The organism is Streptomyces chisholmiae, assembly GCF_031845445.1.
Lineage (GTDB): Bacteria > Actinomycetota > Actinomycetes > Streptomycetales > Streptomycetaceae > Streptomyces > Streptomyces chisholmiae.
In genome coordinates, this window is sequence record NZ_JAVREO010000009.1 from 232163 (window position 1) to 256207 (window position 24045).

17 protein-coding genes are annotated in these 24045 nt (G+C 72.2%); 6 read left to right on the forward strand and 11 right to left on the reverse strand.

Annotated features, from left to right (window positions below):
- Positions 1-49 precede the first annotated feature (49 nt).
- Complete coding sequence (locus RM844_RS17165; RefSeq protein WP_311668099.1) at positions 50-568, forward strand: mycothiol transferase; 519 nt, start codon at positions 50-52, stop codon at positions 566-568.
- 183 nt (positions 569-751) lie between these two features.
- Positions 752-1528 carry a hypothetical protein gene (locus tag RM844_RS17170; protein WP_311668100.1) on the forward strand — a complete coding sequence of 259 codons (777 nt, stop codon included), beginning with the start codon at positions 752-754 and terminating at the stop codon, positions 1526-1528.
- A gap of 372 nt (positions 1529-1900) precedes the next feature.
- On the opposite strand, the gene RM844_RS17175 is transcribed toward RM844_RS17170, so the two are convergent.
- Complete coding sequence (locus RM844_RS17175; RefSeq protein WP_311668101.1) at positions 1901-2023, reverse strand: hypothetical protein; 123 nt, start codon at positions 2021-2023, stop codon at positions 1901-1903.
- A gap of 170 nt (positions 2024-2193) precedes the next feature.
- Positions 2194-5421, reverse strand: a complete 3228-nt coding sequence (locus RM844_RS17180; RefSeq protein WP_311668102.1) for an AfsR/SARP family transcriptional regulator — start codon at positions 5419-5421, stop codon at positions 2194-2196.
- A 226-nt stretch (positions 5422-5647) separates the two neighbouring features.
- On the opposite strand from RM844_RS17180, the gene RM844_RS17185 reads away from it, so the two are divergent.
- A complete protein-coding gene (locus RM844_RS17185) occupies positions 5648-8047 on the forward strand; it encodes an ATP-binding protein (protein ID WP_311668103.1) in 2400 nt (799 codons plus the stop codon).
- Positions 8048-8129: 82 nt separating this feature from the next.
- Here RM844_RS17185 and RM844_RS17190 read toward each other — a convergent pair whose 3' ends face one another.
- Entirely contained in the window at positions 8130-8519 is a 390-nt protein-coding gene (locus RM844_RS17190; RefSeq protein WP_311668104.1) for a hypothetical protein, read from the reverse strand.
- Positions 8516-9757: a hypothetical protein gene (locus RM844_RS17195; RefSeq protein ID WP_311668105.1), complete on the reverse strand. Its 1242-nt coding sequence runs from the start codon at positions 9755-9757 to the stop codon at positions 8516-8518. Before RM844_RS17195 ends, RM844_RS17190 begins: the two co-directional genes overlap by 4 nt.
- A gap of 557 nt (positions 9758-10314) precedes the next feature.
- Here RM844_RS17195 and RM844_RS17200 point away from each other — a divergent pair.
- Both RM844_RS17200 and RM844_RS17205 read left to right on the forward strand, forming a co-directional pair.
- Positions 10315-11184 carry a DUF5753 domain-containing protein gene (locus RM844_RS17200; protein ID WP_311668106.1) on the forward strand — a complete coding sequence of 290 codons (870 nt, stop codon included), beginning with the start codon at positions 10315-10317 and terminating at the stop codon, positions 11182-11184.
- A complete protein-coding gene (locus RM844_RS17205; RefSeq protein ID WP_311668107.1) occupies positions 11177-11992 on the forward strand; it encodes an SAM-dependent methyltransferase in 816 nt (271 codons plus the stop codon). Before RM844_RS17200 ends, RM844_RS17205 begins: the two co-directional genes overlap by 8 nt.
- Before the next feature lie 227 nt (positions 11993-12219).
- On the opposite strand, the gene RM844_RS17210 is transcribed toward RM844_RS17205, so the two are convergent.
- From RM844_RS17210 to RM844_RS17240, 7 genes are all read right to left on the reverse strand, one after another.
- Positions 12220-12765, reverse strand: coding sequence for a GTP-binding protein (locus tag RM844_RS17210; RefSeq protein ID WP_311668108.1), 546 nt, complete (start codon positions 12763-12765; stop codon positions 12220-12222).
- A 25-nt stretch (positions 12766-12790) separates the two neighbouring features.
- Entirely contained in the window at positions 12791-13174 is a 384-nt protein-coding gene (locus RM844_RS17215; protein ID WP_311668109.1) for a DUF742 domain-containing protein, read from the reverse strand.
- A gap of 3 nt (positions 13175-13177) precedes the next feature.
- Positions 13178-13606, reverse strand: coding sequence for a roadblock/LC7 domain-containing protein (locus tag RM844_RS17220; RefSeq protein ID WP_311668110.1), 429 nt, complete (start codon positions 13604-13606; stop codon positions 13178-13180).
- Positions 13603-16578: a sensor histidine kinase gene (locus tag RM844_RS17225; RefSeq protein ID WP_311668111.1), complete on the reverse strand. Its 2976-nt coding sequence runs from the start codon at positions 16576-16578 to the stop codon at positions 13603-13605. The genes RM844_RS17220 and RM844_RS17225 overlap by 4 nt, the downstream gene beginning before the upstream one ends.
- A 279-nt stretch (positions 16579-16857) precedes the next feature.
- Positions 16858-18039, reverse strand: a complete 1182-nt coding sequence (locus RM844_RS17230) for an NAD(P)/FAD-dependent oxidoreductase (RefSeq protein ID WP_311668112.1) — start codon at positions 18037-18039, stop codon at positions 16858-16860.
- Between the two features lie 84 nt (positions 18040-18123).
- Complete coding sequence (locus tag RM844_RS17235; RefSeq protein ID WP_311668113.1) at positions 18124-19704, reverse strand: amino acid adenylation domain-containing protein; 1581 nt, start codon at positions 19702-19704, stop codon at positions 18124-18126.
- Positions 19701-21704: a beta-ketoacyl synthase N-terminal-like domain-containing protein gene (locus tag RM844_RS17240; RefSeq protein WP_311668114.1), complete on the reverse strand. Its 2004-nt coding sequence runs from the start codon at positions 21702-21704 to the stop codon at positions 19701-19703. Before RM844_RS17240 ends, RM844_RS17235 begins: the two co-directional genes overlap by 4 nt.
- Before the next feature lie 1079 nt (positions 21705-22783).
- Here RM844_RS17240 and RM844_RS17245 point away from each other — a divergent pair.
- Entirely contained in the window at positions 22784-23830 is a 1047-nt protein-coding gene (locus RM844_RS17245) for a GAF domain-containing protein (protein ID WP_311668115.1), read from the forward strand.
- The last annotated feature ends 215 nt before the right edge of the window (positions 23831-24045 follow it).

The window sequence follows — 24045 nt, forward strand, 5'->3', positions numbered from 1 at the left end:
GTGACCGGCTCCACGCACACCGAACGCCTCGGGCGGAAAGGGAGTCGTCGTGCACGCGAGTACGGAGCTGCTGGTGGACGCCTTCGACCGGATCAGGGAGGAGGTGGAGGCCACCGTCACCGGCCTGACCCCGGAGGAGATCGGCGCCCGGGTCGGGCCCGAGGCCAACCCCATCGGCTGGCTCGTCTGGCACCTCACCCGGGTGCAGGACGACCATCTGGCGGAGCTGGCCGACCGGGCGCAGGTGTGGACCAGGGACCGCTGGGTGGACCGGTTCGGGCTGCCGTTCCCGCCGGAGGCCACCGGCTTCGGCCACAGCTCCGCCGAGGTGGCGGCGCTCGGCGCGCCGGACCCGGAGCTGCTGATCGGCTACCACCAGGCGGTGCACGAGCGGACCGTCGGCTACCTGGGCAAGATCCGGGTCGGGGACCTCGCCGAGGTGGTCGACGACCGGTGGAACCCGCCGGTGACCCTCGGCGTCCGGCTGATCAGCGTGGTGGCCGAGGACCTCCAGCACGTGGGCCAAGCCGCCTACGTACGGGGCCTGTTGCGCAACGGGCAGGGCTGACCGGGCCGTCGGGAGGGCGGGCGCGGCCCGCGCCGTGCGGCGTCCTGTCACAACTCTGAAACCCCTTGCCCACAAGCCCATCCCAGGCCGCCGTGGGGGCGGGACAACCTTCCGGGCAGGCTCTACGCTCGGCGAAGGCCGCCGTCCCGCCTACTCCCGCCCGTGCCCGAGGACCGTCCGCCCATGACTGAGCCATCGCACCCCCTGCCGCCGCCCGCCGGAGCCGACCGGGTGCCCGGGTCCCGCCCGGGCCAGGCGTCCACGGCCCGGCTCCGCGCGGTTCGGCCCCGGCCGGGCGGCGACGGGGCCGGCGCGGCGGGGCGGCCGGCCGGGTCCACCGGGTCCACCGGGCCGGTCGGGGCGGCCGGGGTGGCCGTCTCGACCGCCGGCACGCTGCCGGGCGAGACGCTCTGGCGGGTGCTGGTGATCGCCTGCGCCTTCATCGGCTACCACAGCACCGGCGGGGCCACCCTGTACGGGCTGAGCCAACTCGCCAGCGTGGCCGCCGGGTTCGGCTACGCGTTGATCCTGGTGGTGACCCTCGCCGCGGTGGCGCTGCGCCGCCCCGAGCCGCCGACGACCTGGCTGCGTGGCCTGCTCACGGTGACCCTGCTGCTGGTGATGGTCACCTGGTTCACCGTGCTGGACGGCGACGTGCACGACGCCTGGTCGCTCTTCGAGCACCTGCTCACGCCGCTGGCGGTGCTGGTGGACTGGCTGTTCGTCGGCCGGCGGCAGGCTCTGGCCAGCTGGTGGTACCCACTGAGCTGGGCCGCCGTGCTGCTGGTCTACCTGGTGGTCTACCTCGCCTCGGACGCCGCGCTCTACCCCTTCCTCGACTCCGGGAACGACGGCTTCCCGGCCGCCGTCGCCGGCCTCGGCGCGCTCACCCTCGCCCTCGGCTTCGCCCTGGTCGCCCTCGCCCGCGCCCGCGGCGGCGGGGCGACGCGGGGGGCGTAGCTTTGGGCCAGGCCGGTCAGGTTCGGTCAATGACGTTGGAACTCCCATCGAGCGGGGTCACCGCCCGTGCCGCCGTCGGCCGGTTCCAGATCGGACATCGGCTTCCCCGCGTTGTGTGCCCCCCGCCACGACCAGTCAGGTCGTTGGCGATGGCGCACACCGCATGGCCGATGGCGTCATCCTGCATGCCCTCAAGCTTGGGTCGGCGTGTGAACTCAAGGCCTTGCGACGGTTGGAGCGTGGCCTCAGAAGCTGTTCTGTCCTGTCGCCTACGATCCGGCGGTCATCCCACTGTGTGACTTCTTCGCCGCTTTGGGCGAGACACGAATGAGCCCGGCGGTGGACTGCCGCCGGGCTTGGGGGAATTGACGCTCAGAAGAGCAAGTGTATCCCCTGCGACACCATCTCCCCGCTCATGCTGGCGGCCCGCTCGGGTGACATACCGAGGGCCGCGAGCTGGTTGAGGATGTTCAGCGTCTCGTGCAGAATGCTCAACGCGGTAGCTCCGTACCTGTTTGCTGGGACGATGTCCACTCAGATCACCCGTGGATGATCTTGAAGTGTTCGACCATATTTGCACAGGTGGGCGAAGGCGTAAAATCCCAGCGGAAGCGCTTACTGCGTGCATGATGTGGGCACGAAAAAGACCCCTTGATGCTTAGTTGTTAAACATCATCACTCTGAGGTGAGTCGAGGTCGGGGGCGGCGGCGTCGAGCCGCCCAGCCAGCGTATCCGCTTCGTGCTGGAGTGCCGCCGAAGTGGCGTGCAGGCCTTGGCTGGCGCGGAGGGCGGCAAGCCCTCTCAGGGTCGCTATCTGGTCGGTCGCCAGCTTCAGGCGGCGGACGATCTCCAGGGACCGCTGAAGGTGCCCGGCGGCGTCGAGGAGTCGGCCGGCGCCGTGCTCGGCCTCCCCCAACCCTGCGAGCGCGCGGCCGAGTTCGGCTTCGGCGCCGACCTCGCTCGCTAGAGCCACGGCTTCCTGATGCTGAGAAACTGCTTCCTCGTAGCGGTTCAGGCTCTGCAGCGCTCGTCCCATGCTGTTCATCGTGGCGGATGCGCTCTTCTTGTGGCCGAGCGTGGTGAAGACATGCAGGGCCTCGCGGTACAGCGTAAGCGCCGAGCTGGAGTCCCCCAGATGAAATAGCGTCTCCGCGAGATTCATCTGGATCGCCACTTTCTCGTGACGTGGCCCAGTGGCAGGGAAGGCTTCGAGAGCCTTGCGGAAGAGGCGTACCGAATTCTTGGCATCGCCGCTTTTCAGGCTCAGCTCTCCGCTATTACTGAGTACAACGTACTGTCCTCGGGGGTCGCCAAGTGCTTTGAAGTCCGAGTATGCACCCTGGAAATAGCGCATGGCCTCCTGGTGTTCGCCGAGATCCATCATCGCGGTTCCGAGCGCGTTTCTGGCTCGGGCGAGCTGACGACGATTGGAATGCCGCTCACCCAACTCCACCAGGCGTCGGAGCAGCGGTACCGTCGCCTCGATTCGCCCGGCGATGAGATTGACGCGGCCGAGCTGTTGCATGGCTTCCATGCGTAAACCCGGGTCGTCCAGACGCTCGGCGATCTCCAGAGCGCGGGTGGCCGCGTCGACGCTCTCGTCGAGTTCTCCCCGGTGCACGGCGACGGTCAGCAGATCCAGGTGGGCGCAGGCCTCGGCCCGTGGCTCGTCGTGCTCGCGCCAGTAGGCGACGGCGTCCCGCAGCTGTGCGCCGGCGGTGCCCAGGTAGCCTTCCGCTCCCAGGAAGCCGGCCAGCGCGTGGGCCAGTCGGGCGGACCGGTCGCGGTCTCCCGAGGCCCCCAGCTGTTCGAAGAGCGGCAGCAGACTGTCCTTCTCGGTCAGGAACCAGCGCAGCGGCTGCGCTTCGTCGACCCAGTCGCGCACCTCCGGGGGAGCCGGGGTGGTGATGACGAACCGCGACCGGTGGGGGTAGGCGGCGCGGTCCGCCAGGTCGGCGGCGGTGATGTAGGCGTCGGCGAGTCGGTCCAGTGCCGCCGCGGACTCCGCCGCTTCCTGTTCGGTGCGCACGAGCACCTGCGCGAATTCCCGCAGGAGGTCGTGCGTCGAATACCGGTGCGAGCTGGGTTCGGTGATCAGGTGGACATAGAGGAGATTCTCCAGGCCGCGTTCCGCTGATTCCCGGGAGATTCCGGTGAGGGCGGCCACGGCCCGCGATCCGAACTCCGGCCCGGGCATGAGCCCGATATGGCGAAAGATCCCGCGCTCCAGCGGTTCGAGGGCCCGGTAGGACATGTCGAACGCCGGCGTCACTTCGCGGGAGCCGTCCCGCATCTCCCGCAGCACGCCTTTCCCGCTGGTCAGTTGGGCGGCCAGATCGCTCATGCGCCAGGAGGGGCGGGTGAGGAAGCGCACGGCCACGATGTCGATGGCGAGGGGAAGGTGTCCGCAGAGCCGCACGACGCGTGCCACCTCCTCCGTCGTGGCCGTGCGTCGGCCGCGCAGGCGACTGCGGAAGAGGGCCACGGCCTCGGACTCGGGCAGCACGTCGAGGGAGAGGGAGCGGGCTCCCGGCAGCGCGGCCAGCCGGTGCCTGCTGGTCACGATGACCAGGGAGCTGGAGGCGCCGGGCAGCAGGGGGCGGACCTGCTCCGGGCTGGCCGCGTCGTCGAGGATCAGCAGGGCCCGGCGTTCGGCCATGATCGACCGCCACGCGGTGATCAGGGCCTCCTCGTCCCTGGGGAGGGCGGCGTCCGGGTAGTCGAAGCGGCGCAGCAGGTCGGTGAGGGTGTGCACGGTGTCCAGCGGGCGTCGGGTGCGGTCGTGGCCGTGCAGGTTGACGATCAGCCGGGCGTCGGGGTAGTCCTCCTTGAGGCGGTGCGCGATGTGCAGCGCCATCGAGGTCTTCCCGACCCCTGGCATGCCGTCGATGCCTTCGATGACCACCGCGCGAACGCGCTGGCCGCGTTCCCGCACCGCGGTGGTGATCTCGGTCAACTCCGCCTCGCGGCCCACCCAGTTGACGTCGGGCGGCAGGTTGTCCAGCGCGGTGTGCCGGCGGTCGGGCCGGCCCGGCGAGCCGGAGTGGGCGGGGCCGGAGTGGGCGGCGCCGGGGCGGGTGGCGCTGGTGCTGGTGGCGCCGGGGCGGGTGGCGGGGAAGCCCGCCGCGGTCAGTACCTCGTCCGCCGGTGTCTGGTCGGCGACGGCCTGCCGGAACCGGCGCAGTCGGATGCCGAGGCCGCTGCCCAGCGCCAGGCGTAACTCGTGTCGGACGCGTTCCACCTCAAGGTCGGCGTCCCGGGAGCGGCCGGCGCCGTAGTAGGCGAGCGCCAGGTGTTCCGCGAGTGACTCGTCGACCGGGTGTCGGCGGGTCAGCGGCAGGAGTTCGTCGATGGCGTCCTCCGGCCGCCGCAGCCGGAGCGCGATGCTGGCGCGGGTGAGGGCCAGGTAGAGCTGTCGTTGCGTGAGGGTCTCGCGGATCTGGCCGGCCCAGGTGCTGTCGAGGCCGGCCAGGGGTTCGCCGCACCAGAGTCCGTCGGCCTCTCCGAGGCGCTGCCGGGCGGCGGCCAGTTCGCCGTGGTCGGCCAGGCCGCGGGCCTGGGCCGTGAGGTCGAGGTAGCGGTGCACGTCGACGGTCGGCGGTGGCACCCGCAGGGTGTAGGTGTGGGCGCGGGTGACGATGGTCGGCGCGTCGGGGCCGGGGACTCGTCGGAAGGCGTCGCGGATGCGGGCGATGTGCACGTGGAGGTTGCTGCGTGCCTGCCTGGGCGGGGTGTCCCAGACCCGGTCGATGAGGGTGCCCAGGCTCACCATCTGGCCGACGTCCCAGGCCAGCGCCGCCAGCACGAGCCCGCCCTGGGGTGATCCCAGCGGCAGCGACTCCTCGCCGGCGTGCAGTTCGACCGTCCCCAGCAGCTGGATGCGGAACCCCACGCGTGCCTCCCCGCCGGTCGGGTCGCTCCTTGATGCGAGCATGGCATGTTGGGGACTTTGTGAGCTAGTCCACTCCGTACGACGGCGAAATCCGACGTGTGCCGGTCGTCGATCGGATATTCGCTTTCGTGTTTGGTGGATATCGGTCATCCGATGGGTACCTATCAGGGCGGCCCGACGCCTTCGTGGCGGCACCCGGACTGTCGAGGGGGGTGTGACAGGAGTCGTGTTCGAGCGTCGCCTGGCGCAGGCACTGGAATCGGCCATTCTCCTGTCGGGCGGGGCCGCGCACGCTCCCCTCCTGCGCGGCTTCGAGCAGGCGGTCAGCACCCTGCTGGATGCCGACCCGGCCCTGGCGGCGCTCTGGGAGCGGGTTCGCGCGGGCCCCGAGCCCGGCGCGGTCGGCTCGTTCGTCGAACGGATGCGCAGGAGTGAGACCGCCTGGCGGGCGGCGCGTCCCGCCGTCGAAATATGGTTACACCATGCACAGTTAGTCGCCATGGGGAGCGGAGAACACACCAACGCGCTGAGTGACTCGGCGCAGGTGTGGGGGGCCAACGTCCAGGCCCGAGAGATCCACGGTGGCATCCATCTGCACGGACTGCCGGACGCGGCCCCGCGTGGCGCCCCCACCCCACGCCAACTGCCCGCGACCTCCGCACACTTCGTCGGTCGGGACGCGGACCTCTCCGAACTGGACGACAACCGTGCCGCGCACCGCCCCGGCGCCCCTCAACTCATCGTGGTGAGCGGGCCGCCGGGAGTCGGCAAGAGCACCCTGGTCGCCCGCTGGCTGGGCGGCATCGCCCAGGAGTTCCCGGACGGCCAGCTCTTCGCCGATCTGGGCGGCCACGGCCCCGAGGGGCTCGCGGACCCCGGCGACGTGCTGGGTCGGTTCCTCCGCTCGCTCGGCGCCGCCTCGGTGCCGGGCGGCCTGGCGGAGAAGGCCGCCCTCTGGCGGTCGTTGACCAGCACGGTGCGGCTGGCGATCCTGCTGGACGACGCCTTCACGGCGGCGCAGGTGCGCCCCCTGCTGCCCGGCTCGGCGAGCTGCCTGGTGGTGGTGACCAGCCGCCGCCGCCTCACCGGCCTCGCCCTGGAAGGCGCGGTCAGCCACCAACTCGGCGCGCTGGACCCGGACACCGCGATGGAACTCCTCTCCCGGGGCGGTGGTGGTGCCCGGGTGGCCGACGACCGCCAGGCGGCGCGGAACGTGGTGGACCTGTGCGCGCGGCTGCCGCTGGCGATCTGCCTCGCCGCCGCGCACCTCGCGGTGCGGCCGAAGAAACCGTTGGCCACCATGGCCGAACACCTCTCGGACGGGGGCACGTTGTTCGACACGCTCACCGCGGACGGGGAGGGCGCGGTGCGGGCCGCGCTGGACGCCTCCTACCGATCGCTGCCGACCGAGGCGGCCGCCCTGTACCGGGTCCTGGGCCTGCTGCCGGCGACCAGCCTGGAGGGTGGCCTGATCGCGGCGCTGGCCGAACCCGCCGGCCCACGGGCGGCCCGCGGCGTGGACGCCCTGCTGGAGGCGAGCCTGCTGGAGCAACTTCTGGAGGACGACACCTACCGCTTCCACGATCTGGTGCGGGCCCACGCCAGGGAACGCGCCGACGCCGAGAGCCCGCCGGAGGACCGGGAGTTGGTCCTGCGACGTTTCGTCGGCTGGTGTCTCGCGCGGGCGGACGCCGCCGACCAGCTCATCACCCCCAGCCACCACGTGCCGCGGGACCCGCGCCAACCAACGCCGGACCCGGCCGGCTTCCGGACCGCGCGGGAGGCTCTGGCCTGGCTTACTCGGCAACTCGGCAGCCTGATGGCGGCGGTCCGGCACTGCGCGGCCGCCGGTTGGCACACCGAGTGCTGGCAGCTGGTGGACGCGATGCATCCGGTCTTCACCCGGCTGCGCCCCACGGAGCAGCGGATCGAGGCGCACGAGCTGGGGGCGGCCGCGGCCCGGGCGGACGGCGCCGACTGGGGACTCGGCCGCATGCTGACCTCGGGGGGCGCGGCGTTCCGCGACGCCGGTCGCCACCAGGAAGCGGCCCGCTGGTACCAGGAGGCGCTCACGCTCGCGGTTGACTCCGGTGACCAGCGTCAACGGGCCCAGGCCTACCAGGGGTTGGGGAACGCCCGGCTGCGGCTGGGCGAGCTGCCGGCGGCCCGGGACCTCCTCGAACGGGCCCTGGCCCTGCGGGCGGAGATCGGCTACCAGCGTGGCGTCGCCCTGAGCCGGGTGTCCCTGGCCGAGGTCGCCATGGCGGAGCAGGGCCATGACCAGGCGGTGGCGTTGCTGGGCCAGGCCCGGCGGGAGCTCCTCGCCGTGCGGGACGCCCACGACGCGGCCCGGGCCCTGGCGCTGCTCGGCTTCGCCCACGGCCAGCTCGGGGAGCGGCGGGCCGCCGAGGAGGCCCTGTGGCAGGCGCTCGGTGAGTTCGAGGCCGTCGGCTCCGCTCCCTGGCGGGCGCGGACCTGGGAGATGCTGGGCCAGGTGGCCGAGCGGCACGGTGCCACCGAGGAGGCGGCCCAACGGTACGAGCGGTCCCGCACCCTCTACGAGCCGTTGAGCGTGCGGGACACCGACCGGCTGACCGAGCGGCTGGCCGCCCTGCGTTCGGGGTGACCCGCGGTGGGGCACCCCGAACGAGGGGACTTCCAGCGGCGGACCGCGCCGGTGCCGCCCCGCCGCTGTCCGGTGGCCCGCCTCAGGAGTCGGCGGGGACCCGACCGCTGACCAGCCACGCGTGCAGCGTGGAGGCGAGCGTCTCGGGCCGGAGCGCGGACACCTGACGCGCGCCGGACAGCGGGGCCACCGCCAACCGGCCACCGCGAACGCCGAGTACGCAGGCGCTCCGCTCCGCCAGCGGTACGGCCACCACCAGGCAGCCGGGGAAGGCGTCGAGCAGATCCCCCGCCACCGACACGGCCACCGGCAGCGGCTGGGCCTGACGGATCGTCAGAACGTCGGCGAACTCCGCGCCGGAACGCTCGTCGGGGGAGCGCAGCTCCACCCGCAGGTGTTCGTCGATGACCCGCCGGCTGTCGCGTCCGCGTACCCGCACCCGGACCTGCCGCGGGGGCGTCCCGGCGCTCACGCGGCGGCCTCCGTCTCGGACGCGTACCAGCTGTGCATGGGAGTTGGCGGCGGCACGAGCCGCACCTCGGTGGGGTGGGCGGGCTCCGCCAGTCCGAGGGAGCGGTAGAGCAGCCCGCGCATCAGCCGGTGGAACGCCCCCGGACGGGAGGAGAGCTGTCGCGCGATCCGCCGGTGCTCCGCCGGGCGGTGTGTCTCCTCCGCGTAGGCCAACTGCTCGCGCAGCGGCCGGTGCGGGGAGACGGCCGGCGCCGTGGCGGCCAGTCGCGCCGCCACCGAGTCGGGCGCCACCTCCTGGGTGGTGTGCCGGGCCAGCAGGATCGGCCGGCCGGTCAGCGTTCCGTACATCGTCACCGAGCCCGAGTCGCCGATCGTCCAGTCCGCCGCCAGCAGCGGGCCCTGCCAGCCGACCTCGGGGGGCACCAGGTGGATGCGGTTGCCCAGCGCCGGCCCCAGCCATCGGCGCACCTGCCAACGGCTGTGCGCCGCGTAGATGTTGGGGTGGGCCGTGAGCGCGATCCGGACGTCCGGCGGTAGTTCGCCGAGCAGCCGGGGGAGCAGTGCGTCGAGACCGCCGAACGACGAGGTCGGTCCCCAGGTGAAGCTCACGAACAGCAGTCGCTCCGCCTCGGTCAGCCCCAGCGCCGCCCGGTACCGGGCGCGGTGCGGCACGCTGGCCAGGACGCGGTCGTAGCAGGGGTCGCCGACCACCCGCGCGACCGGCAGCGCCTCGGGGCAGGACCGCTCCAGGATCTGGAGGTCCCGCTGGTGGGAGAGGGCCAGGACCGCCGGTACCACCCGGCCCTCGTGGGTCAGGTACCGCCTGGTGAGCGAGGAGGGAACGCCCGCCGTCTCGGCGGTCATCCCCTCCGAGGCCCGGAGCACCTTGATGTTGCCGCCCCCGTGCGGCATGCGGATCACCGGTGCCCGCAGGCGGTGGATGCCGCGCGAGCCCGCGGCGATGGCCAGGTCGAAGGTGGTGCGGACGGCGTGTTCCCAGGGGAGCACGCTGATGCCCTGGTCCTCCAGATAGCGGTTGACCCCGTCGCCGAAGGCGTGCGGGGCCACGGTGAAGAACACCTGGACGCGGAGGTCGGACTCGACGAGCGAGACCACCTCACGCAGCCGTTGGGCGTAGACCAGGGTGTGGGCCACCACCAGTACGGACTTGAGGTCGGGCACCGTCAGCCACGGGCCCCGCTGGACTAAGGCCGGTTCGGTGCTGTTGTCGTCGGTCATCGAGCTCCCCCTGTGAACCGAGTTGGCTTCCTGCGTCGTAGAGGGCATGCCCGGGGGTCTCGTCGGCGGGCCTGCGGTTCGCTTGCAGAAGCCTTGCGGCGGGGGAAGCCGCGCGGAAACGGTGGAAGATGACCGGACGGGGCCCCGCCCGGCCCGGCGGCGAGCCGGGTGAGGCGGCCCCGGGGAGCATCCGGCGTCACCCAGCCTCCCACGCGTCCCGGCGCGCGTCACCACCACCCGGCGTCCCGCCGGGGCGCCAACTCGGAAAGCCGGCCGGGTGGTTGGTCGGCACCGTGGCCGGGGACCGGTACCACCAGTGACAGAATGAGGCCGCCACCGGGCGGCGCCCGTACCGGTTCCCGGGTGTTCTCGGGGTGTTCCGGGTCCGGGCCGGGAAGACGAGCTGGGTTCCGCCGGGTGGTGAGGCGCGGACCCGGTGGGTGCTCCCGGGGAGCGGCGGTGGAAGTTCGTCCACCGCGGACGGTAGAAGACCCGCACGCTGGAAAGAAGAGCCCGAGCAGGCCCGGAAGAGGTCCCGGAGAGAAGAGGAGTCGGCCATGTCGGCTGCGCGTGGCACGGCGACGGCCAGTCGGCTGTTGTTGGGGGCCAGGCTCCGGGGGTTGCGGTTGGCGGCCGGGCTCTCGATGGCGCAGGGGGCCGCGGCGCTCGGCGTCTCGCCGGTCGTCATGCGGCGCCTGGAGGACGGCCTGGGCTCCGTCGAACCCGGCCAGCTGCGGCTGCTGTTCGCCGCCTACGGCCAGCCGGACCCGGCCGAGCGGGCCGAGCTGTTCCGGGCCGTGGAGCGGGCCAACCGGCCGGGCTGGTGGGAGAGTTACCGCGACGTGCTGCCGGCCTGGCTCGCCGACCACATCGCGTTGGAGGAGCACGCGCAGATCATCCGGGTCTACGCCCCCGCCGTGATCCCCGAGCTGTTGCAGAGCCCCGGCTACGGGTTGGCCCTGCTGCGCATCCAGTACCCCGACGATCCGGCCGAACGGCTGGCCCGGCGGCTTGAGTTGCTGGTCGGCCGACAGGAGGTGCTGGAGCGGAGCAACCCGGCGCCGCCCGCCGTGTGGGCGCTGATCGAGGAGGCCACGCTGCGCCGCCGGGTCGGCGGACCGGCCGAGATGCGGGAGCAGTTCGCCCACCTGCGGCGGCTGGCCGAGCGGCCGGGGCTGACGATCCGGGTGATGCCGCTGCACACCGCGCACTCCGCGCTGCTCTGCGGTCCGGTGCAGATGGTCCGCTACCAGCCCTCCGATCTCGCCGACCGGGTGCTGTTGCGTACGCTGGACGGCGCCGAGGTCAGTGAACGGCCCGACGTGGTACGGCAGTACCTGATGGCGCTGGATTCGGCGGCCTCTGTGCCGGACAGCGTGCCGATCACCGAGTGGATCGCCAAGTGGGAGGAAAGAGCCGTTGCTTGAGGAACAGATCGACCCGAACAAGCCCGACCCGGCGCGGGTCTACGACTGGTTCCTGGGGGGCAAGACCTCCTACCCGGCGGACGAGCAGGCCGGGCAGTTCATCTCCGGCATCTGGCCGGGGGTGAAGACGGCGGCGCGCACCAACCGGGCGTTCATCCACCGGGCGATCCGGTGGCTCGCCCAGGAGGCCGGGGTGCGGCAGTTCCTCGACATAGGCACCGGCATCCCCACCGAGCCGAACCTGCACCAGACCGCGCAGAGCGTGGCGCCGGAGTCGCGGATCGTCTACACGGACAACCGGCTGATCGTGCTCCGCTACGCGGAGGCCCTGATGACCGGCACGCCGGAGGGCCGCACGGACTACCTGCACGCGGACTTCTTCGACCCGCCCAGCATCGTGGACAGCCCCCGGCTGGCCGAGGTGCTGGACCTGGGGCAGCCGATCGCGCTCTGTCTGAACGCGCTGCTGCACTACATCGCGGACAACGCCGAACGCGGCGTGACGGCCCACGAGTTGGTCGCCGAGTACGTGCGGGCGCTGCCGTCCGGCAGCTACCTGGTGGTCACCCATGTGACGGGCGACTTCGACCCGGTGACCTGGGGCCGGATCGCCTCGGTCGACGGCGCGGCCACCGGCCAGATGGGCCAGATCCGGGGCGAGGCGGAGATCCGGCGCTTCTTCGACGGTCTGGAGCTGGTGGAGCCCGGCCTGGTGCCGCCGCAGGACTGGCGGCCCGACGGCCCGGTGCCGCCGGAGGCCACCCACGCCACGGTCTCCATGTGGGCCGGCGTCGCCCGGGTGCCCTGACCCGACGCGAGGATTCGGCCCGACCGGCCCGACGCGGCCCGACGCGGCCCGACCGGCCCGAGACGGTCAGCGAGGCCGAGGCCGGCGCCGCGGCCGATGAGCGCGGCGGGGCGCCGGCGCCCCGCCGGCAGCGGAAACCGCCCCGGCCCCCGACCCCTCGACCCCTGTACGGGGCCGGCGGTCGGGGGCCGGGGCGGTTCGACGCGGGGCGCCGACCGGCCATCGGCTCAGCCGATGGCCACCGCCTTGGCCGACTCCAACAGCGCCAGCAGCACCGTCTTGCTGGAGTCCCGCTGTCGCACGTCGCACATCACCACCGGCGCCGGCTTGCGCAGGTTCAGCGCCGCGTTGACCTCCTCGGCCGTGCACTCGCGGCGGCCGTAGAAGCAGTTGATGCCGATGGCGAACGGGATGCGCCGCTGTTCGAAGAAGTCGACCGAGGCGAAGCTGTCGGCCAGTCGGCGCGGGTCGGTGAGGATCACCGCGCCCAGCGCGCCGGCCGCCAGGTCGTCCCACATGAACCAGAAGCGCTCCTGGCCCGGCGTGCCGAAGAGATAGAGCACGTGCTCGGAGTCGAGGGTGATCCGGCCGAAGTCCATGGCCACGGTGGTGGTGGTCTTCTCCGGGATCTGCGCGAGGTCGTCGATGCCGACGCTCGCCTGTGTCATGTACTCCTCGGTCTCCAACGGGGCGACCTCGCTCACCGAGCCGATCATGGTGGTCTTGCCCACCCCGAAGCCACCGGCGACCAGAATCTTCAGCGCCGTTGGCATGGCCAGCGCAGACTCCCCCGCCCCGCTATAGCCTGCGGATTCCATTGATGACCCTCTCCAGTAGTTCCACACTGGGGGCTGACGCCTCATGACTCGGCTTCTTGACAGAGATCATGGATTTGTCGAGCAGATCCCCGCACAGTACTTTCACCACACTGGCCGGCAGGTCAAGCCGCGCCGCGATTTCGACGATCGCCAGTGGGCGTTCCTGACATAGTTCGAGGATGGCGATCAACTCCGGCTGCTCGCGGCGCTTGTCGAGGCCGCGGGCTGCCGGCATGGTGACCACCAAGGTGATCAGGGCGAAGTCAGATCCGTCTGGGGAGGTGCGGCCCCCGGAAATGGCGTAGGGGCGGACGAGGTATCCGGAATCCTCGTCGAACCACGAAGCTTTCTTCCTGATCGACACCGATTAGTGCCTCGACGCCGCAGCCGACGAGGGTTCGGTCCGCGGGGCGGCGCTCAGGTACTCGCCGACCTGCTGCACGATCCGCGTCATCTCGTAGGCCGCCATCCCCGCGTCCACCTTGTCGGAGGTCAGCACCGCCAACTGGGCGCGCTGACCGGCATTGGTGACGAAGAGGAACGCGTTGTCCATCTCGATGACGGTCTGTCGCACGTGTCCGCCCTGGAAGCGCAGCGACGCCCCCCGGGAGAGGCTCTGCAGCCCGGAGGCGACGGCCGACAGGTGCTCGGCGTCGTCCCGCCCGAGGGCGGAGGACCGGGCGAGCGGAAGCCCGTCCTGGGACAGCACGATGGCGTGGTGGATCTCCGGCACTCCGGCCACCAGGTTGTCCAGGAGCCAGCCCAGGTGGGCACTGGCGTGGGTCTGGTCGGTCATCGCTGATCCTTCCTCGCAGTTCCTTCCGCATCGGCGTCGAGTCCGGCGGGTTGCGCCTGCGGGTCATGTCCTTCGGCAGGGAGTCCGGGCGATACGGCGCGGGCACGCTTGTTTCCCGACTGGATGGCCGCCATGGTGGCGCCGGCCCGACCGGGGGAGAGGGGACGGGACAGGTCCTCGTCGTCCTGCCCAGGGCGCAGGTGCGCCTCCGCGCGGAGTTGCTCCGCCAAGCGCTCCCCTCGCACACGCACGGGGAGTTTCAGAGGTGGCTTGGACCCGTCAGCCGACGCGGGCGTGGCTTCGATGGTCCGGCGCGGTACCTCGGTGGCTGGGGGGGTGACATCGGAATGTGCACGGGGCATATCTTCCGTCGTCCTGACGGCCTTGTCGATGGCGGATCCGTGGGGGGTGGGCCGTAGGGGAAGCCCGGACTCGCCCCGTTCCGGGACGCTGAGCGGCGCCCGGGGGCCGGTCGGTCGGGTCGACTGGTTCGGTCGCGTCGACGGGGCCGGCTTGGGCAGGTCGGGCGTGGGGCGTTCCGACCGGGGCGGGTTGGGGGTGCTGGCAGGGGTGGGCGTGCTGGGTGTGCTGGGCAACAGGCCGGCACCTCCGTACGCGGGGTATCCGCTGTCGTCGTAGACGGTGGGCGGGTGGGGCAGGGCCTCCGTTTCGACGTCGTGCGGCACGGCCGGGCCGGTGGTCGGCTGGTGCTGGGGCGCCACCGCCTGGTCGCCGGCGAAGGTGTGCCCCTCGTCCGCGGCCGGGGTCGGCTCCCCCTGGTAGGTGGGTTCCTCCTGGTAACGGGGCGGCGCCGGCTGCTCGTCCAGCAGGCCGTGCCCGTAGTCCGGTCGCCCGGACCGGTCGGCGTCCAGCGCGGGCGCCGGGTCCAGGCCGCTGCCGATGGGCCGGTGCGGCTCGGGGAAGCCGGGCTCGGCCTGGTCGGTCAGCGCGCTGAACGCCTGGGTGGTCTCCTGCGCGGTGGGCTCGGCGGCCTCCGCGGCATCGGCGTCGGCCGCTCCCCTGGCGGCCTCGCCCATGATCCCGGACAGGATCGAGGAGCCCTCCTCCAGCAGCTCGTTGGGGAGCAGCACCACGGCGAGCGTGCCGCCGTAGGGGGAGGACCGCAGCACCACTTCGAGGTTGTGCCGCTTGGCCAGCCGGGCGACCACGAACAGGCCGAGGCGGGGCGCCTCGCCCAGCGTCATCATGTCCAGCTTGGGCGGGTCGGCCAGCAGGTTGTTCAGCCGGGTGTACTCGGCCTCGGACATCCCCAGACCGCGGTCGATGATCTCCACCGCGACCCGGCCCCTGGCCACCGTCTGCGCGCTCACCGACACCTTGGTGTCCGGCGGGGAGAACGAGGTGCCGTTCTCGATGAGTTCGGCCAGCAGGTGGACGACGTCGGCCACCGCGCGGCCGGTCAGCGAGATCCGCGGCGCTGGCGGCGCCTCCACCCGGCTGTAGTCCTCGGTCTCCGAGATGGCGCTGCGCATCACCTCGTAGATCGGCACCGGCTCGCCCCACCGGCGGCCGGGCAGCGCGCCACCGAGGATCAGCAGGTTCTCGGTGTGCCGCCGCACGCGGGTGGCCAGGTGGTCGACCGCGAAGATGTCCTTCAGCAGCCGCGAGTCCTGGTGCTCGCGCTCCAGCTTGTCCAGCTTGGGGATGATCCGGTTGATCAGGATCTGGGTCCGGCGGGCCAGCCCGAGGAAGACCGTCTCCGACCCCTCCCGGCCCCTGGCCTGCTGCACGATGGTGTCGACGACCTGCTGCCGCTGCCGGTGCAGCGCCTCGGCGAGCTGCCCCACCTCGTCGTCGCCCCAGGCCTGTTCGGCGGGGGCGGCCGGCGGCTCGCTGCGGCCCTCCCGGCCGAGCCGCTCCACCAGCTGCGGGAGCGTGGTGTCGGACATCTCGTCGGCGCCGGCGCGCAGCGCGCCCAGCCGGCCGAGCAGCGAGCGCACCGCGCGCAGCGTCAGCACCAGCGCGGCGGCCAGCGCGGCCACCGCCAGCACGGTGCCGAGCACGACGCCCAGCAGCAGCCGGGTCGCCCGGCTGTCGGCCTCGGAGCTGACGCTGTCGAAGGAGTCGCCGCTGAGCAGCCACAGTTCGGCGCCGGTGGTCTCGGCCGCCTCGCGCCAGCCCTGCGCGCCGGCGGGCAGCGCGGTGGCGCCGTCGTCGGCCGGCGTCTCGACCGCCAGCAACTCGCCGACCTGCGCGGTCTCCAGCAGGCTGGCGTAGGCGTCGGCCTGGCCCTGCGGCAGGTCGGTGGCGTCCAGCGCGGTGCGGGTGTCGTGTTGCAGGGCGATCGCCTGGGCGAAGGCCTGCCGCACCGCCTCCTGGTCGGCGTCCGAGCCCTCGGCCAGGTGCAGCAGGGCGTCCTGCTGGGAGAGCGACTCGGCGAACCGGGCCAGGTCGGTGGCGGCGCCGGCGCGGTAGGCGAGCTTCCCGTCGTCGATGCGGTGGGCCGCGCCCAGCAGGGCGATGGCCTCGCCGGTGGTGTCGGTGTAGGCCCGGTAGACCTCGGGGCCGGACAGCTGGCCGTCGTCCACGGCCTCCCGGTGCTGGGCCAGTTCGCCGAGCGAGCCGTCGAGCCGGCCGGCCCAGCCGCGGGTGGTGGAACTGCCGGAGGCGAGGGAGGAGCGGGCGGTGCGGAACCGTTCGGCCGCGTCGTCCGTCGTATCCCGTGCGGAGCCCAGGGCGTCCTGGGCGTCGTTCTCCTCGGCCAACCAGGCGGCGGTGGCGCGGCGTTCCTCCTGGAGGGCGCCGATCAGATCGCGGGTCGGGTCGCCGACCGACTCGGCGCGGTCCGCGTCGGAGCTGAGCCGGAGGCTCTCGGCGACCAGACCGGCGGCGGCCCAACCCCACAGGCCGGTGAGTGCGAGCGCGGCGATGAGGACCGGCAGTACCAGCGCTACCCGGAGAGACCTACGCGATGTTCGGGGATCTCTGCGTCGGTCGCGTATGCCTGACATCTGATTCCTCGGGGGCGGCGGAACGATGATAGCGAGAGGGGACATCCATCGCGAGGATGCGTACAATGTCCGGTTGCTACAGTGGAAATGTCGTTTTCGCAGCGTAACGCCACGTCAACTAACGTCCAACCCGGTGCACCGTACCAGGTCATGCGCAACATGTTCGGCCACGGGCCGGTGATCTCGAACAACCCCATCCGGCCCCGCGCGCCCCGCGCTTGACGCCGTACCGGAAGGGGATCGCGCCCCGGACCCCGGTGCCGGTTCTCCCGGGAATATTCACAACAACGCCATCAGGCGCGGCGTGTAGAGGGATTCCAGCGAACCGACGCCGGCCACCAGGTCGAAGTAGATCGACGTCAACTCCTCGTCCTGCCGGACCGCGCGCAGCAGCGACAGCCGTTCCTCGTGCACCTCCAACTGGGCGGTGCTCAGGGTCGCTTCGTAGCCGGCGGTCAACGTCTTGTCCCGGTCGGCGGCGTACTCGTCGAGCGCCGCGTCCAGCCGGGCCGGGTCGGCGAGCCGGTCGCCGATGTGCCGGACGAGGGACTCCGCCTGGAAGAACGCGTCGCTGATGCCGCGGGCCGTGATCGAGTCCTTGTGGTGCCCGGCGTCCCCGACCAGCGCCCAGCCGGGGCCGGTCGGCTGCCGGAAGAAGTTCCGCTGGTCCCCGGTGCCACGCAGCCGCTCCAGCCGCCGCTTGCCGGCCATCCGGTCGAACAACTCCGGCGCGGTGACCCGGACCTGCTCGGTGTAGGCGGCTTCCGCGTCCCGCCGGACCGTGTCGAAGTCGGCCTGCGGGAAGTAGGCGAGCACCAGCGTCGCCGCGTCGTTGGTCGGCACCGCCGCGACCCAGGCGCCGGGCCGCTCGTACAGTTCGAGACTGGCCGGCAGGTCATCGAAGTAAGCGTAGTAGGCGCAGGTCAACGTGGGTTTCTGCGAGGTGAACGGGGCGTCACAGAGGTCCGCGACCTTCGAGCGCATGCCGTCCGCGCCGACCACCAGCCGGGCCCGCTCGGTGAACTCGACCCCGCGGTGCGTGCCGCGCACCCCGACCACCCGGCCGTCCTCGTCCCACAGCAGGTCGGTCACCGAGCAGTGGTCGCGGAACTCGACGCCGGCCGCCGTCGCGCCCGCCAGCAGGATGCTGTCCAGCACGGTGCGCCGCGGCGCGTAGCCGGAGCGGTGGCCGTCCACCCCCCGGCCGCGGCCGACCAGCCGGACGTCGGCCACCTGGTACACGACCTGGTCCAGCGGCGGGCACCCGGAGGCCACCACCTGGTCGAGCAGCCCCCAGCGGGCCAACGCGGCGATGCCCGGCTGGTGGACGAGGTGGGTGGAGAGGGTGTCGGACGGGAATTCCGCGCGGTCGAGCAGCAGCACCCGGTAACCAGCCCGGGCGAGCAGCAGGGCCGTGGGCGAACCGGCGCAGCGCGCACCGACCACGATGGCGTCGAACATGGAGTCAGCCTCACAGGGATTCGGCGAAATCGGCGGAGACGCCAATTCCGCGGCGTCCACGACATTGGGGGGAGACGTTCGGCGCTATCCGGAACGGTCCGATTCGAAGGACCCGGCCAATGCGCGGCGGTCGATTTTCCCATTCGCGTTCAGGGGCAGTTCGTCGAGCACCGTGATGCGCCGCGGAATCATGTACGGCGGGAGTTGCCCGCCCAGCGCGGAATACAGCGGGTCGGCCGCGGCGCCGGCGCCGCTGACGGCCGCCGCCAACTCCTTCTCGCCGTCCGGCCCCACCACCGCCACCACGACGGCGTCCCGCACTCCGTCCTGGGCGCGCAGCACGGCCTCGATCTCGCCGGGCTCGATCCGGTAGCCGCGGATCTTGACCTGCTGGTCCACCCGGCCGAGGTGCACCAGCAGCCCGTCCCGCAGGCCGACCCGGTCGCCGGTGCGGTACCAGTGCTCCTCGGTCAGCGGGCCGTCCCCGGTATAGGGGTGTACCGTCCCGTCGGCGGCGACGTGCAGGAAGCGGCCGGCGTCGGCCGCCGGGTCGAGGTAGCCGGGGAAGCGCTGCGGCCCGCGCACGCACAGCTCGCCGTCGTCGGTCGGCGCGCCGTTCTCGTCCAGCAGCAGGAACTCCAGCTCGGCGTAGCCGGTGCCGAGCGGGGCGGTGCCGTTGGGCGGCGCCGGCCAGTCGGCGGGATCGGCCGGCAGCCGGTACTCCGTGCAGGAGACCGTCACCTCGCTCGGCCCGTACAGGATCTCGATCCCACTGTGCGGGGCGGCCGCCCGCCAGGCGCGGGCCAGGGACAGCGGCAGCGGCTCGCCGCCGAAGACGCTCCAGCGCAGCGTCGGCATGGCGCCGGGCCTGAGGGTGCCGAGCTGTTCGGCGAAGGAGACCAGGGACGGCACCGAGAACCAGTGCGTCAACTCCCGGCTGGCGATGAACTTCACCGGGGAGAGCAACTGACTCCTGGTCGGCACCACCAGGGTGGCGCCGGAGCCCCAGGCGACGAAGAGGTCGTACACCGAGCCGTCGAAGGTCAGCTCGAAGCTGCCGGACATCCGGCTGCCGGGACCGGCCTCGGCGCGCGGCACGACGTGCCGGAGATAGCTGACCACGTTGCGGTGCCGGATCGGCACGCCCTTGGGCGTCCCGGTGGAGCCGGAGGTGAAGATCAGGTAGGCCACGTCCTCCGGGGTGGCGGCGCTCGGCGGCGCGCTCGCGCCGTCGGCCGCGGCGGCCCGCAGCTCCTCGGTGCCGAAGGTCAGCGTCGGCACGCCGGGACCGGCGCCGTCGTCCGCGCCGGCGCCGGCGCCGGCCGCGGCCTGGTCGGCCACCACCAGCTCGACCCCGGCGGCGGCCACCACGGCCGCGTTGCGGCCCGCCGGCGCCTCCGGGTTGAGCGGCACCACGGCCGCGCCCAGCCGCAGCGCGGCCAGGTAGCCGACGTAGGCGGTGACCGAGCGGCTGGCCAACAGGCCGACGGCGCCCGGCGGTTGACCGCCGTTCGCCGCCGCCAACCGGGCGGCCAGGCCCTCGACCAGCCGGCGCAGCTCCCCGTAGGTGAGCCGCTCCCGGCCCACCTCAAGCGCCGGTTGGTCGGGGTGCGCGGCCGCCGAGTCGGCGAACCAGTCGAAGAGCGTCAGGGGCCCTGCGTTCATGCGGCCTGTGCCTCCAGCACGTGAAGCCAGTTACGGAAGTCGCCCACGGTGCGGAGCTGGGCCAGTTCCTCGGCCTCCACCTCGTAGCCGTGGTCCGCGGCCAGGCGCAGCAGGATGCGCACCCTGGCCAGCGAGTCGATGCCCATCTCGGAGAGCAGCGCGCCGTCCGAGTAGTCGGGGGAGGCGGACCTGGCGTGTTCGCGGAGCACCGTCACGGCCAGGTCGCCGCCGCGCTCCGAGGTCTCCACGACCCGCTCGCCCGGCCAGTAACGCTTGGTCTGCCAGGGGTAGTTCGGCAGCTGCACGTAGAGGTGGTCGGGCCCGAAGACGCTCTCCCAGCGGACGTCGTGCCCGCGCCGGTACTGCTCGGCGACGGCGGCCAGCGGCAGCGCGGCCAGCTCCGGCTCCAGCGGGCGGGCCGGGTCGCTGAGGGCGGCGATCAGCTCCTCCCGCGAGGTGCCGAGCACGGCCAGCCGGAAGGCGTGGTGCTGGCGGCGGGTCGCGGCGCTGAAGCAGATGTCGCCCAGCGGGTACTCGGCGCCCCGGCCGCCGGGGGAGAGGTAGTCGACGTAGGAGCGGACCAGCGACTGGAGCGCGGGGATGGAGCGGGCGGAGAGGGTCAGCAGGTAGACCTCGCCGTCGGCGCCCTCGGCGCCGGGGGTCTGGGCTGCGGCCCGCCGGGTGGCGAGCGTCTCGCCCTGCCGGAGCACCACGTGGGCGTTGAGGGCGGACGAGCCCTGGCCGCTGACGCCGGCGACGGCCGGGCGGCCGACCGCGGGGAGCTCGTGGAGGCCGCTGGCCATGGCGAGCGGGAGCCGGTCCCAGGCGACCTTGGGGTTGTGGGTGGTCACGTTGAGGGTGGGCGGCACCTGGCCGTGTTCCAGGGCGAGCACGGTCTTGATCACGCCGGCCAGGCCGCCGGCGGCCTCGGCGTGGCCGATGTTGCTCTTCACCGAGCCGACGATGACGGGGCGGTCGGCGGGCCGGCCCTCGCCCAACACCTGGCCGAGGGCGGTGAGTTCGAGTGGGTCGAGGGTGGGGGAGCCGGAGCCGTGCGCTTCGACGAAGTCGACGTCGGCGGGGGATATCCCGGCGTCCTCGTAGGCCCACCTGAGGACGTCGACCTGGCCGGCCAGCGAGGGGGTCAGCACCGACTCGCTGCTCTGCCCGTCGTTGCCGACGGCGCTGCCGGAGATCACCGCGCGGATGCGGTCCCCGTCGGCGATGGCCTGGCGCAGCGGCTTGAGGATCACCACGCCGAGGCCGTCGCTGGGGGTGAAGCCGTCGGCGGCGGCGTCGCCGAACTTGACCCGGCCGTCGGCGGCGAGGGTGCCGGCCTGCGTCATCAACACGCCCTCGTCGGGGCGGAGCAGCAGGTTGACGCCGGCGGCTATCGCCAGCCGGGTCTCGCCGGCGCGCAGGCTGAGCACGGCGGAGTGGACGGCGGTCAGGGAGGAGGAGCAGGCGGTGTCCAGCACCACACTTGGCCCGCGTAGATCAAAAGCGTGCGAGACCCGGGCGGCCAGCAGGGACCGGTAGTTGTGGAAGGCGGAGGCGTTCACGGCGGACAGGCCCCGCCGGTACTGCTCCTCCAGGAAGTCGGAGCGCGCGGCGCCGACGTAGACCCCGGTGCGGGTGCCGGCGAGCGCCGAGGGCAGTTGGCCGGCGTCCTCCAGGGCCTCCCAGGTGGCCATCAGCAGCAGCCGCTGCTGCGGGTCGAGTTCGACGGCCTCGGCCGCCGAGACGCCGAAGAACTCGGCGTCGAAGTCGGCCATGCCGCGGACGTAGCCGGCGCGGCGGGAGGCGATGGTGCCGGGGCCGGCGGTGGGGGAGTAGAGGGCTTCCACGTCGTAGCGGTCGGCGGGGGTCTCGCTGGTCGCGTCCAGGCCGTCGCGGAGCACCTCCCAGAGTTGGTCCGGGTCATCCGCGCCGGGGAGCCGGCACGCCATGCCGATCACCGCCACCGCGCGTCCTTGGACCTCCGCTGTCGAACTCTTCACCAGTCAACTCCTTCGATTCTCTGACGTCCCTGCGGTGGTGCGGTGTTCGTGCGTGGTGCCGCTGTGGTGGTGGTGTGTGGTGCTGGTGGTGCTCGGGTGTCTGACGAGAGTGAGAATGGTCACTCGGAGTGGCGAAGTTGCCCCCTTCGTTCCTCTGGGTGACGATGTGCTTGCGGGTTGTTCCTGTGCTTGGTCGAACGTATGCGGGGCCGGACCGCTGTCCGCCCCCGCCCCCCTGTACCGGTGACGCGTCTTCCGCCGCTGGGGCGGGAGATCGGCGTCTCCGACGCGGGTCCTACCTGTGGTGCTCAGCCTGGCTCACCCGGGCTTCGTGCTGATGTCATATGCCTTACGAAAGGGCATGGTGCCGTCCCCGGGCCGGAAACGCCATCCTTGGGCGGCGTTCCGACCGGGTTTGCCCCGGAGCAAGGTTGCCCACTGATGTAGGGTCACCCCCGCCGCAGAATCGGGCGTTGGGGGGGAAACGGTGCCTTCCGTGCCGAATCGGCGCGACGCTCCGGCGGGCGGTAGTGAACGGCCTGCTCGGGGCGCGAACGGTCCCTCGGTGGGCGCTAGCTGTCGGCTGCTTCATGACCTCGTGGCTGACGGCGCGGAGTGGACGACTGGCACGGCAGAGGCACCCTACGCGAAAGTAGGCGCTCAACCCAGAGTCCTTAACCGGCTCTTCACAGTGATAACTCAGCCTCAGTCGATCAGGATCGGCCGGGGAGTTGATCGCTGGAGGTGCCGCGCGCCCCTCGGCGCGCACCGCTCGACCCGGCCGGCAGCCCGGTCGCGGCTGCGGCCCGTTCGCCGATGGGGGCATCAAGCACACCGCACGATTGTCGTATGAGGTTGGGGCTTACCGCCTGTTTCTGAGCGGGAATGACGGGAAGTGAGCGTATGAGGATTGAGAGCCTCCGGATCTGGACAAGCTCTGAGGTTACGCCGCCTGTCAGGGGCCCGATGGGGCCCTGGGACGGGTGGGGGCCACGAGGTGAAACCGGTGTGACAATAGGCCCCCCAAGTGCCCCGGCGGGGCGGCGCACCGCCCATCAGTTCTGGTTTCATGTGTGTCCATGAAGCCCCTGACACCCGATCAAGCCCCGAACGAGGGTGAGCAGCGCAGGCGGCGGTTGCAGCTTCTCGGACTGAACGACACCGAGCCCGAGGCAAAGTTTGACCGCATCGCCCGGCTGGCCGGCAGTCTTGCCCAAGCTCCCCTTGCCATGGTCAATTTCATCAGCGACGAGCGCCAGATGTTCCGCGGGATGTACACCCCGCCTACGGCCGAGGAGAACGGCGGCGGCGGGGACAGCGACGGTCGGGGCATCGCCTTCGACCTGAACAACATCCCCGAGATAGCCCGCGAGGCCCCGATCGACTACGGGTTCTGCCCCCATGTCGTGGCACAGGGCTCCCAGTTGGCCCTGGACGACGTCTTCGACTACCCCAGGTTCAAGGGCAACCCGCTGGTCAACGAGATGGGGGTGCGCGCCTACCTGGGCACGCCCCTGCTCGACCACACCGGGCAGATCCTCGGCACCGTCTGCGTCGCCGACATGCGCCCCCGCCAGTGGGACGCGCACCACATGGAGGGGATGCGGAACCTCGCCGACACCCTGCTCTCCGAGTTCCAGCTGCGGGACAGCCTGCTGGCCCAACAGCAGGAGATGTTCGCGGTCTTCGACGGGGCGCCGTTCCCGATCATGCTGACCCAGGGCCCCAACCACCTGCTGCGTTACGCCAACGCCAAGCAGGGCGCGTCCTTCGGCCGGGTCCAGCAGCTGAGCGTGGGGCGCGAGTCCCTGCCCGGGCTGGACGCGGTCGGCGTCTTCGCGACCATGGACCGGGCCTACCACACCGGGCAGACCGCGAGCCTCGGCGAGGCCAGGATCGCGTCCTATGACGCGACCACCCCGCAGAACTTCTCCTTCACCTGCACCCCGGTGCGGCTGTCCCCGAAGGCGCCGGTCAGCGGGGTGCTGACGGTGGCCGTGAACATCACCAACCAGTCGCCGGCGCGCAACGAGGCCCAGCAGATGGCGGCCGACTTCACCTCCCAGGTGGAGCGGCTCGGGCACGGCGGTGTGCCGGGCTGGACCCAGCCTCGTCCGGCGATCTGACCAGTCGCCGGGCCGGGAGGTCGCCCGCCGGCGTCGCCGGGCGACCAGAGAGAGCTGACGGAGGGGCGACTTTCGGTCATTCCTCGACGATTGACCGTGACGGTTATCGCGCCATTCCGGTGGCGCGGTAACCGTTTCGTCATGGCGCGGGGACGTTCCGGCCGTTCCCGGCGCGTTCGGTGGAGGTTCCCCGCAGCCCCGGTGCGTGGGCGGCG